The organism is Lentzea sp. NPDC036949 (assembly GCF_055608075.1).
Map to the genome: position 1 here is coordinate 1145109 of NZ_JBVJRA010000001.1, position 14624 is coordinate 1159732.

The window sequence follows — 14624 nt, forward strand, 5'->3', positions numbered from 1 at the left end:
CGTGACCAAGCCCCTGACCAAGGACGACTTCCGCCCCGACGACGTCACGGTGCACCGCGACCCCGCGCGGCTGAACCGGGTCGTGCGCGCGCTGCGCAACGCCGGACGCAACGTGGCACTGGTGCCCACCATGGGCGCCTTGCACGCCGGGCACCGGCAGCTGATCCGCGAGGCCCAGGTCATGCAGAACACGGTGGTCGTGGTGTCGATCTTCGTGAACCCGCTGCAGTTCGGCGCGAACGAGGACCTGGACAAGTACCCGCGGCAGTTCGAGTCCGACGTGGACATCTGCCGCGCGGAGCGGGTCGGGCTGGTCTTCGCGCCGTCCGTCGAGGACATGTACCCGGAGGGCGCCCAGGTCACCGTGCACCCCGGTCCGCTCGGCGACGAGCTGGAGGGCGCGGTCCGCCCCGGTCACTTCGCGGGCGTGCTCACGGTCGTCGGGAAGCTGTTCAACATCGTGCAGCCCACGTACGCGGTGTTCGGGCAGAAGGACTACCAGCAGCTCCAGCTGATCCACAAGATGGCGCGCGACCTGAACTTCCCGCTCGACGTCGTCGGCGTGCCGACGGTGCGCGAGCACGACGGTCTCGCCCTGTCGTCGCGCAACGCCTACCTGAGCCCCGAGCAGCGCCAGCACGCCGTGACGCTGTCGGCCGCCCTGACCGCGGGCGCGCACGTGTCGGCGCAGGGCGCGGACGCCGTGCTCAAGGCCGCGCACGACGTGCTGGCGCAGGTGCCGGAGGTCGAGCTCGACTACCTGGAGCTGCGCGGGGTCGACCTCGGTCCCGCGCCGGAGAACGGCGACGCGCGGCTGCTCGTGGCGGCCCGCGTCGGCACCACCCGCCTGATCGACAACATCGCGGTGTTGCTCGGCGAAGGCGACGAGTAGGGGGATGGCCATGTTCCGCACGATGCTGAAGTCCAAGATCCACCGCGCCACGGTGACGCAGGCCGACCTGCACTACGTGGGTTCGGTGACGGTCGACGAGGACCTGATGGAGGCCGCCGACCTGCTCGCCGGCGAACAGGTCGCGATCGTCGACGTCACCAACGGCGCGCGCCTGGAGACCTACGTCATCCCCGGTGAGCGCGGCACGGGCGTGCTGGGCATCAACGGTGCCGCCGCGCACCTGGTGCACCCCGGTGACATCGTCATCCTCATCGCCTACGGGCAGATGGACGACGCCGAGTCCCGCACCTACAAGCCGCGCGTCGTGTTCGTGGACGCGGACAACAAGGTCGTGGACCTCGGCACCGACCCGGCGCACGCCCCCGAGGGCTCCGGACTGGTGAACGGCTCCACGAGCGCCCCGTCATCTGAGACCGTTGAGGCGACCGCGCTGGACGCGTTGATCCAGGCCGAGAACCTGAAGCAGGAGATCTCCTAGTGCTGCTCGCCATCGACGTCGGCAACACCAACATCGTGCTCGGTCTCTACGACGGCGTGGGCGACTCCGCGCCGCTCGTGCGCGACTGGCGGATGCGCACCGACGCCCGCATGACCGCCGACGAGCTCGCGCTGACCATGCGCGGCCTGCTCGGCGAGTACGCCGACAAGATCACCGGCATCTCCGCGCTGTCCACCGTGCCCGCGGTGCTGCGCGAGCTGCGGGTGATGCTCGGCCGCTACTACGACACCGTGCCGAAGGTGCTGGTGGAGCCGGGCGTGAAGACCGGCGTGCCGCTGCTCGTGGACAACCCGAAGGAGGTGGGCTCCGACCGCGTGATCAACACGCTGGCCGCGCACCACCTCTACGCGACCTCGTGCGTCGTGGTCGACTTCGGCACGTCCACGAACCTCGACGTGATCTCCTCGCGCGGCGAGTTCCTGGGCGGCGCGCTGGCGCCCGGCATCGAGATCTCCGTCGATGCCCTCGCCGCGCGCGCGGCCCAGCTCCGCAAGGTGGAGCTGGTCCGCCCGCGCAACGTCATCGGCAAGAACACCGTGGAGTGCCTGCAGTCCGGCATCGTCTACGGGTTCGTCGGCCAGGTCGACGGACTGGTGCGGCTGATCACCCAGGAGCTCCAGCAGACCGACCCCGGCCCGGTCACGGTGATCGCGACCGGTGGCCTGGCCCCGCTGGTCGTGGCGGAGTCCTCGACGATCGCGCACCACGTGCCCGACCTGACCCTGCTGGGGCTGCGCCTGGTGTTCGAGCGCAACCTCGTCAGCCGCTGACGACCATCCGTGTCACGTCCGTGAGCATGGGGACGTCGAACGGCCCGTTCGACGTCTCCGGCCGCGAACGCAGGAACGCGAGCATCTTCTCGTTGACCGCTTCGCGTTCCTCGGCGCTGACGACCAGCATCCGCGAATGGGTGTTCACGGTGGCGATGAGCGCCTCCGGTGAGTCCCGGTGCTGCGCGTGCTGGAACACCTGCCGCTCAGGCGTGCCGAACAACGGGTGGGCCAGGAGGCCCGTGGGGTCCTGCCGGTTCATCTCGATGCTGTTCGCCGACACCCGCTCGAACTCCGCCACCCACTCGACCGACGTGTCCGGCTCGTTCCACATCGCCGCCACCACCCCGCCGGGCCGCAGCACGCGGGCGATCTCCGGCATCGCCTTCGCGTGGTCGAACCAGTGGAACGCGGTCCCGACCAGCACCGCGTCGACCGTCTGGTCCGGCACCGGGATGTGCTCGGCATGGCCGGGCAACGCGCGCACGTCGTGCACCCGGCGCACGAGCTCCGACAGCATCTGCTCGTTGGGCTCGACCGCGGTGACGCAGTGGCCCTCCGCGACCAGTCCCGCGGTGAGCTTGCCGGTGCCGGCGGCCAGGTCCAGGACGTCCAGGCGCCTGTCCTGTGCCAGCGGCTCCAAAGCCCACCGGATCGCCGCCAAGGGGTAGTCCGGCCGGTGTTCGGCGTAGGCCTCCGCCTGCGCGCCGAACGAGTCAGCTCGCCTCGCGTGTAGATCCATCCGTCCAACTTAGTGACCGGCCCGGTGTCCGAAATGGTCCGGTCGGGTTCCCCGCGTCACGCCATCCCGCCGCACGCCCGCCCTCTCGCGCTCCTCGCTGGTCACGCGGGAGTCCCGCGTTCCCCTCACGGGCACGCGGGAGTCCTGCGTTCCCCTCTCCGGTCACGCGGGGGCCCCGCGTTCCCCTTTCCGGTCACGCGGGGGCCCTGCGTACCCTCAGAGCGCACGAAAGCTCCCCGCGTGCACTTCTCAGGTTCCGGGATGCGGAAAGCGCGGCTCGGCGAGCAGGGACGTGGTGAAGCAGGACGTGGAGGTGAAGGTCCTCCTCGACTGCACCCCCGCGGAAGCAGAGCTCGCGCGTCGGTTCCTCGTCGATCTCGGGATCGGTGGCGAGCTGGTGCAACGGGTATCCGGTTCGCCCTGACCTCCCGCCCTTCCGTACCCTTCTCGGCGTGAGTGAGCAGCCGAAGCAAAACCCCGTGACCAGCGAAGAAGACCTGCCCGAGCAGATGCGCGTGCGCCGGGAGAAGCGTGCGCGGCTGCTCGCTTCCGGCAAGGAGCCGTATCCGGTCGAAGTCGGGCGCACGCACACGTTGCGCGAGATTCGCGAGACGCACCCGGAACTGGAGCCCGACACGCAGACCGGTCAGGTCGTCGGAGTGACCGGCCGGGTGATGTTCCTGCGCAACACCGGAAAGCTGTGCTTCGCCACCCTGAGGGAAGGTGACGGCACCGAACTGCAGGCGATGCTGAGCCTCGCCGGTGTGGGTGAAGAAGCGCTTTCCGAGTGGAAGAGCGACGTCGACCTCGGCGACCACGTTTTCGTGCACGGCGAGGTCATCAGCTCGCGCCGCGGTGAGCTTTCCGTGATGGCCGACGCGTGGCAGCTGACGTCGAAGTCGTTGCGCCCGCTCCCGGTCGCGCACAAGGAACTCGGCGAGGAAACCCGCATTCGCCAGCGTTACGTCGACCTGATCCTGCGGCCCCTCGCGCGTGACACCGTTCGGACCCGCGCGAACGTCGTCCGTTCCTTGCGGGAGTCGTTCCACCGGCGCGGTTTCCTCGAAGTCGAGACGCCGATGTTGCAGACGCTGCAGGGCGGTGCGTCGGCGCGTCCGTTCATCACGCACTCGAACGCGCTCGACATCGACCTGTTCCTGCGCATCGCGCCGGAGCTGTACTTGAAGCGCTGCGTGGTCGGCGGGATCGAGAAGGTCTTCGAGATCAACCGCAACTTCCGCAACGAGGGTGTCGACTCGTCTCATTCGCCCGAGTTCTCGATGCTGGAGTACTACGAGGCGTACGCGACCTACGACACGAACGCCGTGCTGACCCGCGAGCTGATCCAGGAAGCCGCGGAAGCCGTGACGGGCTCGCAGATTGTCACCCTCGCCGACGGCACGGAGTACGACCTGTCAGGCGAATGGCGGACGATCAGCATCTACGAGTCGTTGTCCGAAGCCGTCGGTGAGGAAATCACCCCCGAGACGCCGGCCGAGGTGCTCCGCAAGCTTTGTGACCGCCACGAACTGGAGGTCAACCCGAAGTTCGGGCACGGCAAGCTGGTCGAGGAGCTGTGGGAGCACCTGGTGTGCGACTCGCTCTACCTGCCCACGTTCGTGCGCGACTACCCGGTGGAGACGTCGCCGCTGACCAGGCAGCACCGCACCAAGCCGGGTGTCGCCGAAAAGTGGGACCTCTACGTCCGCGGATTCGAACTCGGCACCGGTTACTCCGAACTGGTGGACCCGGTGATCGAGCGGGAACGCCTCGAAGCGCAGGCCCGCCTTGCCGCGGCCGGCGACAACGAGGCCATGCCGGTCGACGAAGACTTTCTGCGATCACTGGAGTACGGAATGCCACCGAGTGGTGGTGTCGGAATGGGGATCGATCGGCTGCTGATGGCACTGACCGGGCTGGGTATCCGAGAGACCATCTTGTTCCCGCTCGTTCGCCCTGAATGAGTAACTTTTCGCGAGTCGATAGGTGCAATGCGGCACCTGTGCGCTAACCTGCGTCCGCAGGGCATTAGTTGGCGTGCGGGTGACCGCGCATTCGGGGTCCAGGAGGATACGCATGGCGCAGAAGGTCACGGTGACCCTCGTCGACGACCTGGACGGCTCCACTGCGGAGGAGACCGTCGAGTTCGGGCTGGACGGTGTCAGCTACACGATCGACCTTTCCTCGGGCAATGCGGGCAAACTGCGGGACGCCTTGTCCGACTACGTGGCGGGTGCCCGCCGCGCGGGTGGTCGCAAGCGCACCGGCACTGGACCCGGCCGTCCGGCGAGCGTGAAGGCGCGTCCGGCATCGGCTGACCGCGAGCAGAACCAGGCCATTCGCGAGTGGGCCCGCAAGCAGGGCATGAAGGTGTCGGACCGGGGTCGCATCCCGGCCGAGGTGCTCGACGCCTACCACCAGCAGGGCTGAAATTCGGTAAAGCACGAAGGGGTTCCGGGGCGCATTCCCGGAACCCCTTCGTGCTATTTGAGTGACCACTCAACTACTTCCGGGGGACGCTGGTGTGACCCGTCCGGGAACCGGTGCTGTCCAAACGACTTTCTCGGTTCACGTTCGGATGAGCCGAGAACGTTTCCGTGGAATATTCTTCCTCGATCGTCCGACGGCCGTTGTTCCGCTGTTCTCGCCTGGGCGTTCTGCGGGGCGTGCGTCCGCGTGACGAGGGCAACGGGACTGCGCGGCCGACCGCCCGGTCGGTTCGGTTAGGCTTACCTCTCCTTGAGGAGTACAGGAGGGTGGGCCTTGGGTCGTAGGTCGTCGGGCCTGCTCTTCCTGCTGGTCGTGCTGGTCGCTGTGGCGCTGGTGAGCATCGCGGTCGGCTCGAAGGACATCCCGCTCTCCGCCGTGTGGCACGGGCTGTTCACACCGACCGGCGTCGAGGACGACGTGATCGTCCGCGAGCTTCGCGTCCCGCGCACCCTGATCGGCATCGCCGTCGGGATCGCGCTGGGCGTCGGCGGCGCGTTGATGCAGGGCCACACGCGCAACCCGCTGGCGGACCCCGGCATCCTCGGCGTCACGCACGGCGCCGCGCTGGCCGTGGTGCTGTCGATCTTCCTGTTCGGCGTCTCGTCGCTGTACGGCTACATCTGGTTCGCCTTCGCCGGCGCGATGGTCGCGAGCGTGCTGGTGTTCGCGCTCGGCTCGGCCGGGCGTGCGGGTCCATCGCCCGTGACGCTGGCGTTGGCCGGTGCCGCCGTATCGGCGCTGATGAACGGTCTGGTGTCGGCGATCGTGCTGCTCGACCAGCAGTCGCTCGACGCGTTCCGGTTCTGGCAGCTCGGCGGGATCGCCGGCCGCGACCTGTCGGTGCTGACGCAGGTGCTGCCGTTCCTGCTGGCCGGTCTGGTCGTGGCGGCGTTCAACGCGCCGGGGCTCAACGCGCTCTCGCTCGGTGAGGACGTGGCGCGGTCGCTCGGCGTGAACGTCAGCCGCACCCGGTCGCTGGGCATCCTCGCGATCACGCTGCTGGTGGGCGCCGCCGTCGCCGCGTGCGGGCCCATCGGGTTCGTGGGACTCGTCGTGCCGCACATCGCGCGTGCGTTCACCGGGCCGGACTACCGCTGGATCCTGCCGTTCTCGGCGGTGCTCGGCGCGGTCCTGGTCCTCGTGGCCGACGTCGTCGGCCGCGTCGTCGCCCGTCCGTCCGAGGTGGAGGTCGGTGTGGTGCTGGCGCTGCTCGGCGCCCCGTTCTTCATCTTCCTGGTGCGCCGCAAGAGGCTGGTGAAGATTTGACCGCCACCGCGCTGAGGGTCGGGGCCACCTCGTTCAAGCTCCGCCGCCGCCCGCTGCTGGTGGTGGCGTGCGCCCTGGTCGTGCTCGCGGCCCTGTTCGTCGCCGACATCATGATCGGCGACTTCCCGCTGACCGCCGCGCAGGTCGTGGACACCCTGCTGGGCGGTGGCTCGCGCCGCGACCAGTTCGTGGTCTTCGAGCTGCGCATGCCCCGCGCGCTGACCGGCCTGCTCGTCGGCGCCGCGCTCGGCCTGTCCGGCGCGATCTTCCAGGCGATCGTGCGCAACCCGCTGGCCTCACCCGACATCCTCGGCGTCACCTGGGGTGCGGGTGCCGGCGCGGTCTCGGTGATCACGTTCGCCGGCTCGCTCGGCGTGGTGACCGGCAGCGCCGCGTCGATCGGCGTGCCGCTGGCGGGTCTGCTCGGCGGCCTGACCGCGGGCCTGCTCGTCTACGCGCTGGCGTGGCGCAAGGGCATCGAGGGCTTCCGGATGGTGCTCGTCGGCATCGGCGTCACCGCCGTGGCCGGCAACTTCACCCACTACCTGCTGACCGTCGGCGACGTCCAGGACGCCGGCCGCGCGATGGTGTGGATCACCGGCTCGCTGAACGGCCGCGGCTGGGAGCACGTCGTCCCGGTCGCGCTGGCGCTGGCCGTGCTGGTCCCCGTCGCCCTGGTCGGCGGCCACGTCCTCGGCGCGCTCCAGTTCGGCGACGAGACCACCCGCGGCCTGGGCATCCGCGTGAACCCGGCCCGCTCGTTCCTGATCGTCGTCGCGATCGTCCTGGCCTCCGTGGCCACCGCCGCGGCGGGCCCGATCACGTTCGTCGCGCTGGCCACGCCCCAGATCGCCCTGCGCCTGGCCGGCACCGCCCAGCCCCCGCTGTTCGGCTCGGTCGTCATCGGCGGCGCCCTGGTCATGCTCTCCGACCTGGTCGCCCGCACGATCTACCGCACCGAGCTCCCCGTCGGCGTCGTGACGGCGGTGCTCGGCGCCCCCTATCTGATGTACCTGCTGGTTCGGAGCCGCCGGGAGGCGCGGGTATGAGTGTGCGTCTTGAGGCCACGTCGCTGTCGGTCGGTTACGGCGAACGGCTGGTCGTCGACTCGTTGGACCTGGCGGTGCTCGGCGGCACCGTGACGGCCGTGATCGGCCCGAACGGCTGCGGCAAGTCCACGCTGCTGCGCGCACTCGGCCGGTTGCTGCCCGCCCGGTCCGGCGCGGTGCTGCTGGACGGCAAGGCGATCGACTCGATGCCCACGCGCGAGGTGGCGCGGGTGCTCGGCATGCTGCCCCAGGCGCCGTCCGCCCCCGAGGGCCTGACCGTCGCGGACCTGGTCGCCCGCGGCCGGCACCCGCACCAGTCCTGGTACCGGCAGTGGTCCTCGGACGACGCGGCCGCCGTCGACGCGGCCCTGGAGATGACCGGCATCTCCGACCTGGCCGACCGCACCGTGGACGAGCTGTCCGGCGGCCAGCGGCAGCGGGCGTGGATCTCGATGGCGCTCGCCCAGGGCACGGACCTGCTGCTGCTCGACGAACCCACCACGTACCTGGACCTGGCGCACCAGATCGACGTGCTCGACCTCGTGCAGGAGCTGCACGCGTCGATGGGGCGGACCATCGTGATGGTGCTGCACGACCTCAACCTGGCGGCGCGGTACGCGGACCACGTCGTCGCCATGCGCGGTGGGCGGATCGTGGCGCAGGGAACGCCCGCGGAGGTGCTGACCGAGGAGATGCTGCTGGAGGTGTTCGGGCTGGACGCGCGGGTCGTCGAGGACCCGGTGGCCGGAACGCCGCTGGTGGTGCCGGTCGGGTCACGTCACCGCCTGCCGTAGCGCCTGCGGCGGTGCCTCAGGCCGTAGCGCCGCCCATCGGGTGGGGGCGGCGCTCAGCTCAGCTCGTGCGCGGGCAGGCCGTGCACGGCTCGGCGTCCGGCAGCACGTAGTGGAAGCAGCACGAACGGCGGCGGCGCTTCCAGCCCTCGTCCGTCAGGTGCAGCGTCGACGCGGAGATGAACGGGTCGAGCTTCTCCGGCAGGAGCAGGGCCGCGTCGGTGACGCCCGCTGTCTCGTCGCCGCACACCCGGCCCGCGGCCCAGGGGCCGTACTCCAGCATGTCCGTCGCCGCCGCCCAGAGGGTGCGGCGGCCGAAGCGGACCACCTGGCCGAACGACGTCACGAACTGCGCGGCGTGCGCGGCGTAGCGGGCGCGGAACAGGGCGGCGAGCGCCGCCTCGTTCGCCACGACGGTCGCGGCCGGGTGGTTCGAGGCCGGGTCGTCGGGCAGACAGGCGAACTCGTCGGAGAGCAGCGCGATGCCGTCGGGGTGCGGGCGGCCTTCCTGGGCGATCCGGAACGCGACGTCCGCGGGCTTGAGGGACGGGATGCGGCGGACGGTGTGGAAGAGCAGGCTCGCGAGGTAGGCGGGGACGTGCAGGTACCAGCCCATCACGTAGCCGGCGGTCGCGCGGTCGTCCGACTCGCCGTGCTGCTCGACCATCCACTCGGCGAGGTCCTTGCGCCAGAGGTCGAAGCGCGACGGCTCGGCCACCAGCTCCGAGCAGATCGTCCAGTCCGACGGGGGGACTCCGAAGCGGATCTCGGTTCCCACGTCCAGGCGGGCGACGGATTCGGCCAGTGGCGTGAACGCACGCGGGTTCTGCTGTGAGACCCTCGCAGGTACGGTCAACGCGCAAGTCCAATCTCAGCGAATGAGGCTTGCCTAACCTTACCTAAAAGGTACCCGATCGCGCCCCCTGAGGTGGGCCCGGTCACAGCAGCGTCGCTCAACGGGGGGTTGTTCGCGCTCAGCGGACATCGCCCGATCTGTGGAATCCGCTGGGCCCGACCTGCGTTGATGCTGATGTCAGAGTTCCACGGACGCGACTGTCCGCTGACGGGAACCACAGGCCTCGGTACCGCCCACTACAGTGGAGCCACGGTGCCGCGCTCACCAGGGTAGATCGGTGGAGCCGAGGACCGCCGACGCAGCAGTCAGGGAGTGCGAATGTTCGAAAGGTTCACCGACCGCGCGAGGCGGGTGGTTGTCCTTGCCCAAGAAGAGGCACGGATGCTCAACCACAACTACATCGGCACCGAGCACATCCTCCTGGGTCTGATCCACGAGGGTGAAGGTGTCGCCGCCAAGGCGCTCGAGTCGTTGGGGATCGCGCTGGAGGGCGTCCGCCAGCAGGTCGAGGAGATCATCGGCCAGGGCCAGCAGGCCCCGAGTGGACACATCCCCTTCACCCCACGCGCGAAGAAGGTCCTGGAGCTGTCGCTGCGCGAGGCGCTGCAGCTCGGACACAACTACATCGGCACCGAGCACATCCTGCTCGGCCTGATCCGCGAGGGCGAGGGCGTTGCTGCGCAGGTCCTCGTGAAGCTGGGCGCCGACCTCAACAGGGTGCGGCAGCAGGTGCTGCAGCTGCTGTCCGGCTACTCGACGGAGAAGGGCTCGTCGGAGGCCCCTGGTCGCGGCGAGGGCACCCCGTCGTCGTCCCTGGTCCTCGACCAGTTCGGGCGCAACCTCACGGCTTCGGCCCGTGAGGGCAAGCTCGACCCGGTGATCGGGCGCACCAAGGAGATCGAGCGGGTCATGCAGGTGCTGTCCCGCCGCACCAAGAACAACCCGGTCCTCATCGGCGAGCCCGGCGTCGGCAAGACGGCCGTCGTCGAGGGCCTGGCGCAGATGGTCGTCAAGGGCGAGGTGCCCGAGACGCTCAAGGACAAGCAGCTCTACACGCTCGACCTCGGCTCGCTGGTCGCGGGCTCGCGCTACCGCGGTGACTTCGAAGAGCGCCTGAAGAAGGTCCTCAAGGAGATCCGCACGCGCGGCGACATCATCCTGTTCATCGACGAGATCCACACGCTCGTCGGCGCGGGTGCCGCCGAGGGCGCGATCGACGCGGCGAGCATCCTCAAGCCGATGCTGGCCCGCGGTGAGCTGCAGACGATCGGTGCCACCACGCTCGACGAGTACCGCAAGCACGTCGAGAAGGACCCCGCGCTGGAGCGCCGCTTCCAGCCGATCCAGGTGGGCGAGCCGTCGCTCGAGCACACCATCGAGATCCTCAAGGGCCTGCGCGACCGGTACGAGGCGCACCACCGCGTCTCCATCACCGACTCCGCGCTCGTCGCCGCCGCCACGCTGGCCGACCGGTACATCAACGACCGGTTCCTGCCGGACAAGGCGATCGACCTCATCGACGAGGCGGGCGCCCGCATGCGCATCCGCCGGATGACCGCGCCGCCGGACCTGCGCGAGTTCGACGAGAAGATCGCGGACGTGCGTCGCGACAAGGAGTCCGCGATCGACGCGCAGGACTTCGAGCGCGCCGCCAAGCTGCGGGACGCGGAGAAGCAGCTCCTGGGCCAGAAGGCCGAGCGGGAGAAGCAGTGGAAGGACGGTGACCTGGACGTCGTCGCGGAGGTCGACGACGAGCAGATCGCCGAGGTCCTCGCCAACTGGACCGGCATCCCGGTGTTCAAGCTCACCGAGGAGGAGACCACGCGTCTGCTCCGCATGGAGGACGAGCTGCACAAGCGGATCATCGGCCAGGTCGACGCGGTCAAGGCCGTGTCGCAGGCGATCCGCCGCACCCGCGCCGGCCTGAAGGACCCGAAGCGCCCCTCCGGCTCGTTCATCTTCGCCGGCCCGTCCGGTGTCGGTAAGACCGAGCTCTCGAAGGCGCTCGCGAACTTCCTGTTCGGCGAGGACGACGCGCTCATCCAGATCGACATGGGCGAGTTCCACGACCGGTACACCGCGTCGCGGCTCTTCGGTGCCCCTCCCGGTTACGTCGGCTACGAAGAGGGCGGCCAGCTCACCGAGAAGGTGCGCCGCAAGCCGTTCTCCGTCGTGCTCTTCGACGAGATCGAGAAGGCCCACCAGGAGGTCTACAACACGCTGCTCCAGGTGCTGGAGGACGGCCGCCTGACCGACGGTCAGGGCCGGACGGTGGACTTCAAGAACACCGTCATCATCTTCACGTCGAACCTGGGCACGTCGGACATCAGCAAGGCCGTCGGCCTCGGCTTCACCTCGGGTCAGGACACCGCGTCCAACTACGAGCGCATGAAGAACAAGGTCAACGACGAGCTGAAGAAGCACTTCCGGCCCGAGTTCCTCAACCGCATCGACGACATCATCGTCTTCCACCAGCTGACTCAGGACGAGATCATCAAGATGGTGGACCTGATGATCGCCCGCGTCGAGACGCAGCTGAAGAACAAGGACATGGCGATCGAGCTGACCGACAGGGCCAAGTCCCTGCTGGCCAAGCGCGGCTTCGACCCGGTGCTGGGCGCCCGCCCGCTGCGCAGGACGATCCAGCGCGAGATCGAGGACACCCTGTCGGAGAAGATCCTGTTCGGCGAGATCCAGCCGGGCCAGATCATCATCACCGACGTCGAGGGCTGGGACGGCGAGTCGGACCAGCACGACAAGGCGAAGTTCGTGTTCCGCGGCGAGGCCAAGCCCACCCGCGTGCCGGACTCGCCCCCGGTCGACCTGACCGCCTCCGCCGCTGCCACCGAGCAGCAGGACGCGCCGGCCGCCGAGAACGAGTGACCGAGCACCACTAGCACGACCGGCACGACCCGAACCGGCCCCCAGGCACACCGCCTGGGGGCCGGTTCGCGTTCGGAGCCGGTGGCCGCGGTCACTCGACCGCGTGGATTTGCCCGTTTCGCCGCCTCGGTGTGCGGCCGCTGCCAGACTGCTGAGCACCGCTGACCCGAGAGTGTTGAGGAGCGTCACGGCAGTGTCGGCCGAGTTTGATCAGCTTGTCGCTCAGTTCGAGCGGTTCCAGGCCCAGATGCACCGCGTGGACCAGCAGTTCGCCGGCATCGGCGAGATGCAGCAGCAGCTCACCGAGCTGGAAGCCGTCGCCACCTCGGCGGACAGGGCGGTCACCGTCGTGGCCGGCCCGTCGGGGTCCATCAGGGACATCCGCCTCACCGACCTGGCCATGCGCCGCCCACCGCACGCACTGGCCGCCGAACTGATGTCCACGCTGCAGAAGGCCGTCGCCGAGGCAGCCCGTCGGCAGGCGGGCATCGTCGAAGGCGCGCTGGGCGATGACATGCACCTCAAGGACCAGGTGCTGGAAACCCAGGCGCAGCTCTTCGGCATGTCCAAGGAGGACCTCGTCCGCGCCACCGCCGAGCAGGACGCGGCTGCGGCCCAGCAGCCGCCCCAGCCGACTCCTCCCGCACCGCCCGTGCCGCCGCGCGCGCCGGTTCCGCCGCCCGTGCCGCAGGCGGGACAGGTCCGGCAGCCGCCACCACCGCCACAACGCCGGCCTGCGCAGGAGTCCCCGGAGGACTTCTCCGACCAGAACGTGCTGCGCGAGGACTCGTGGCAGTCCCGCTCGCAGCAACCACCTCCGCCGGCGCCACCGAAGCAGGGCGGCGGCTACCTCAACCTGTACGACGATGAGGACGGACGATGAGCGGCTTCGACGTCAACCCGGCCGAGCTGACCGCGTTCGCCGGGAAGCTCGACGGTTACCGCAGCGCCGCGAGCGAGCTCGCCGGTCTGGTCGGCCAGTCGGACGTGGGCGGCAAGTCGTGGGGCGTGATCGGCCTGTTCGTCAAGGACGAGTACACGCAGATGCTGAACGACCTGAACGAGCTGTTCAAGGACATGCAGAACGGTTTGCAGTCGGGCGCCGACAAGTTCCGCGGCACCGCGCAGGGCTACCAGGACCAGGAGGACGCGTTGATGCAGATCTTCGACGGGCTCCAGGTCGAGATCGACAGGGGGTAGGCGCGGCATGGCGGAAGAAACCTCGAACGTCAGCGAGGGCGCGCAGAACCTGACCGGCAGCGTCGAGATCACCGTCGGCGAGAAGACCACGGGTGAGAAAGCACTCGAGGCGACGCCGTTCGTCGGCAGCTACCTCAAGACGTCCGAGGCGTTCGAGAAGCGTGGCGAGGCCGGTGGCGCGAGCACGCTGGCGTCCGAGGGCAGCGCGCTGCTCAGCTCGGTCGGCTCGGCGGCGCAGGGCATTGCGATGGACCCGATCGGCTGGCTGGTCGGTCAGGGGTTGAACTTCCTCATCAGCGTGGTCCAGCCGCTGGAGGATGCGATCCACTTCGTCAGCGGCGACGGCCCGGCGCTGTCGCAGGCCGCCGACAACTTCGGTGCCATCGCCCAGGGTGTCGCCACCCTGCGGGAGAACTTCGACGAGGACCTGTCCAGCTCCGTGCAGACCTGGGGCGGGGAAACGGCCGACATGGCCGCGACCAGGCTGGGTGAGTTCGCGAGTGGCATCAGCGGTGTCGCGGGCCAAGCCGGCGAGCTCGCCCAGATGCTGACGATTTCCAGCATGATCATGCAGATCATCGAGGACATCATCAAGGCGATCCTCACCGAGCTGATCACCTGGTTGATCCTCATCTGGGTCCCGGCGCTCGCCGCCGCCGCACCCAGCTTCGGTGCCTCCACCGCGGCGGCAGGTGCGGCCACCGGTGTGCGTGTCGCGTCCACCGCCGGGCGGGTGTCGCGCATCGTGGCCAAGCTGCGCCAGTTCCTGCAGAAGATCATGGAGTTCCTGCGCAACGTGGGCAGCCGCCTCAAGAACGTGCGGACCGCGTTCCAGAAGTCCATGGCGGACAAGAAGGCCGGTGTCGCGACCGCCGACAAGAACCTGGAGCGCCTCAGCCCGTTCGCGGTGCACCGGCAGTGGGGCGACAAGCTCAACAGCTCCAAGGGCGACGCGGGGGAGCGGATGAAGCACGGTTTCGGCAAGTCGATGGTGGAGGCCGTGGGTGGTGAGGCGCTGGCCCAGGTCAACCCGTCGCACGAGAAGGGCTTGCGCAACATCGCCGCGGTGGAGAAGGCAGCCGAGAACGACCAGATCGGCACAGACGAACCGAAGCACCGGATCCAGGGTTACCTGGACCTCTGACCACGCTGGGGGAGCTGGACG

The 14624-nt window shown here is 69.2% G+C and carries 15 protein-coding genes; 13 read left to right on the forward strand and 2 right to left on the reverse strand.

Annotation, left to right across the window (positions count from 1 at the left end):
- Nucleotide 1: 1 nt before the first annotated feature.
- The 3 genes from panC to ACZ7CD_RS05820 are packed head-to-tail and all read left to right on the forward strand — an operon-like array spanning nucleotide 2 to nucleotide 2182.
- Nucleotides 2-892 carry a pantoate--beta-alanine ligase gene (gene panC, locus ACZ7CD_RS05810; RefSeq protein ID WP_360385226.1) on the forward strand — a complete coding sequence of 297 codons (891 nt, stop codon included), beginning with the start codon at nucleotides 2-4 and terminating at the stop codon, nucleotides 890-892.
- 10 nt (nucleotides 893-902) lie between these two features.
- Nucleotides 903-1391 (forward strand): aspartate 1-decarboxylase, encoded by a 489-nt coding sequence (panD, locus tag ACZ7CD_RS05815; RefSeq protein WP_360386602.1) that lies wholly within the window; start codon nucleotides 903-905, stop codon nucleotides 1389-1391.
- A complete protein-coding gene (locus ACZ7CD_RS05820; protein ID WP_360385228.1) occupies nucleotides 1391-2182 on the forward strand; it encodes a type III pantothenate kinase in 792 nt (263 codons plus the stop codon). The genes panD and ACZ7CD_RS05820 overlap by 1 nt, the downstream gene beginning before the upstream one ends.
- On the opposite strand, the gene ACZ7CD_RS05825 is transcribed toward ACZ7CD_RS05820, so the two are convergent.
- Nucleotides 2172-2924 (reverse strand): class I SAM-dependent methyltransferase, encoded by a 753-nt coding sequence (locus ACZ7CD_RS05825; RefSeq protein WP_458429632.1) that lies wholly within the window; start codon nucleotides 2922-2924, stop codon nucleotides 2172-2174. The genes ACZ7CD_RS05820 and ACZ7CD_RS05825 overlap by 11 nt on opposite strands.
- Before the next feature lie 295 nt (nucleotides 2925-3219).
- Here ACZ7CD_RS05825 and ACZ7CD_RS05830 point away from each other — a divergent pair, with 295 nt between their 5' ends.
- The 6 genes from ACZ7CD_RS05830 to ACZ7CD_RS05855 all read left to right on the forward strand — a co-directional run bounded on the left by ACZ7CD_RS05830 (nucleotide 3220) and on the right by ACZ7CD_RS05855 (nucleotide 8523).
- A complete protein-coding gene (locus tag ACZ7CD_RS05830; protein WP_470378376.1) occupies nucleotides 3220-3348 on the forward strand; it encodes a hypothetical protein in 129 nt (42 codons plus the stop codon).
- A gap of 85 nt (nucleotides 3349-3433) precedes the next feature.
- Nucleotides 3434-4888, forward strand: coding sequence for a lysine--tRNA ligase (gene lysS, locus ACZ7CD_RS05835; protein ID WP_360386605.1), 1455 nt, complete (start codon nucleotides 3434-3436; stop codon nucleotides 4886-4888).
- Between the two features lie 112 nt (nucleotides 4889-5000).
- A complete protein-coding gene (locus tag ACZ7CD_RS05840) occupies nucleotides 5001-5354 on the forward strand; it encodes a histone-like nucleoid-structuring protein Lsr2 (RefSeq protein ID WP_360385232.1) in 354 nt (117 codons plus the stop codon).
- Between the two features lie 333 nt (nucleotides 5355-5687).
- On the forward strand, nucleotides 5688-6680 hold the full coding sequence (locus tag ACZ7CD_RS05845) for a FecCD family ABC transporter permease (protein ID WP_470378377.1): 993 nt from the start codon (nucleotides 5688-5690) through the stop codon (nucleotides 6678-6680).
- Entirely contained in the window at nucleotides 6677-7729 is a 1053-nt protein-coding gene (locus ACZ7CD_RS05850; protein ID WP_360385236.1) for a FecCD family ABC transporter permease, read from the forward strand. The genes ACZ7CD_RS05845 and ACZ7CD_RS05850 overlap by 4 nt, the downstream gene beginning before the upstream one ends.
- Nucleotides 7726-8523 carry an ABC transporter ATP-binding protein gene (locus ACZ7CD_RS05855; RefSeq protein WP_360385238.1) on the forward strand — a complete coding sequence of 266 codons (798 nt, stop codon included), beginning with the start codon at nucleotides 7726-7728 and terminating at the stop codon, nucleotides 8521-8523. Before ACZ7CD_RS05850 ends, ACZ7CD_RS05855 begins: the two co-directional genes overlap by 4 nt.
- A 58-nt stretch (nucleotides 8524-8581) precedes the next feature.
- Here the strand turns inward: ACZ7CD_RS05855 and ACZ7CD_RS05860 are convergent, their stop codons facing one another.
- Nucleotides 8582-9376, reverse strand: coding sequence for a (2Fe-2S)-binding protein (locus ACZ7CD_RS05860; protein ID WP_360385240.1), 795 nt, complete (start codon nucleotides 9374-9376; stop codon nucleotides 8582-8584).
- A 318-nt stretch (nucleotides 9377-9694) separates the two neighbouring features.
- Here ACZ7CD_RS05860 and ACZ7CD_RS05865 point away from each other — a divergent pair, with 318 nt between their 5' ends.
- The 4 genes from ACZ7CD_RS05865 to ACZ7CD_RS05880 all read left to right on the forward strand — a co-directional run bounded on the left by ACZ7CD_RS05865 (nucleotide 9695) and on the right by ACZ7CD_RS05880 (nucleotide 14603).
- On the forward strand, nucleotides 9695-12259 hold the full coding sequence (locus tag ACZ7CD_RS05865) for an ATP-dependent Clp protease ATP-binding subunit (protein ID WP_360385242.1): 2565 nt from the start codon (nucleotides 9695-9697) through the stop codon (nucleotides 12257-12259).
- Nucleotides 12260-12506: 247 nt separating this feature from the next.
- Complete coding sequence (locus tag ACZ7CD_RS05870; protein ID WP_470378402.1) at nucleotides 12507-13142, forward strand: YbaB/EbfC family nucleoid-associated protein; 636 nt, start codon at nucleotides 12507-12509, stop codon at nucleotides 13140-13142.
- Complete coding sequence (locus ACZ7CD_RS05875) at nucleotides 13139-13459, forward strand: WXG100 family type VII secretion target (RefSeq protein ID WP_360385244.1); 321 nt, start codon at nucleotides 13139-13141, stop codon at nucleotides 13457-13459. The genes ACZ7CD_RS05870 and ACZ7CD_RS05875 overlap by 4 nt, the downstream gene beginning before the upstream one ends.
- A gap of 7 nt (nucleotides 13460-13466) precedes the next feature.
- The gene (locus tag ACZ7CD_RS05880; protein ID WP_470378378.1) at nucleotides 13467-14603 is read left to right on the forward strand and encodes a hypothetical protein; all 1137 of its coding nucleotides are present in this window, start codon (nucleotides 13467-13469) and stop codon (nucleotides 14601-14603) included.
- The last annotated feature ends 21 nt before the right edge of the window (nucleotides 14604-14624 follow it).

Coding starts and splice junctions, on each gene's coding strand:
- lysS (WP_360386605.1), top strand. CDS start 3,434: ATGCGCGTGCGCCGGGAGAAGCGTGCGCGGCTGCTCGCTTCCGGCAAG.
- ACZ7CD_RS05875 (WP_360385244.1), top strand. CDS start 13,139: ATGAGCGGCTTCGACGTCAACCCGGCCGAGCTGACCGCGTTCGCCGGG.
- ACZ7CD_RS05825 (WP_458429632.1), bottom strand. CDS start 2,924: ATGGATCTACACGCGAGGCGAGCTGACTCGTTCGGCGCGCAGGCGGAG.
- ACZ7CD_RS05870 (WP_470378402.1), top strand. CDS start 12,507: ATGCACCGCGTGGACCAGCAGTTCGCCGGCATCGGCGAGATGCAGCAG.
- ACZ7CD_RS05880 (WP_470378378.1), top strand. CDS start 13,467: ATGGCGGAAGAAACCTCGAACGTCAGCGAGGGCGCGCAGAACCTGACC.
- ACZ7CD_RS05865 (WP_360385242.1), top strand. CDS start 9,695: ATGTTCGAAAGGTTCACCGACCGCGCGAGGCGGGTGGTTGTCCTTGCC.
- panD (WP_360386602.1), top strand. CDS start 903: ATGTTCCGCACGATGCTGAAGTCCAAGATCCACCGCGCCACGGTGACG.
- ACZ7CD_RS05855 (WP_360385238.1), top strand. CDS start 7,726: ATGAGTGTGCGTCTTGAGGCCACGTCGCTGTCGGTCGGTTACGGCGAA.
- ACZ7CD_RS05840 (WP_360385232.1), top strand. CDS start 5,001: ATGGCGCAGAAGGTCACGGTGACCCTCGTCGACGACCTGGACGGCTCC.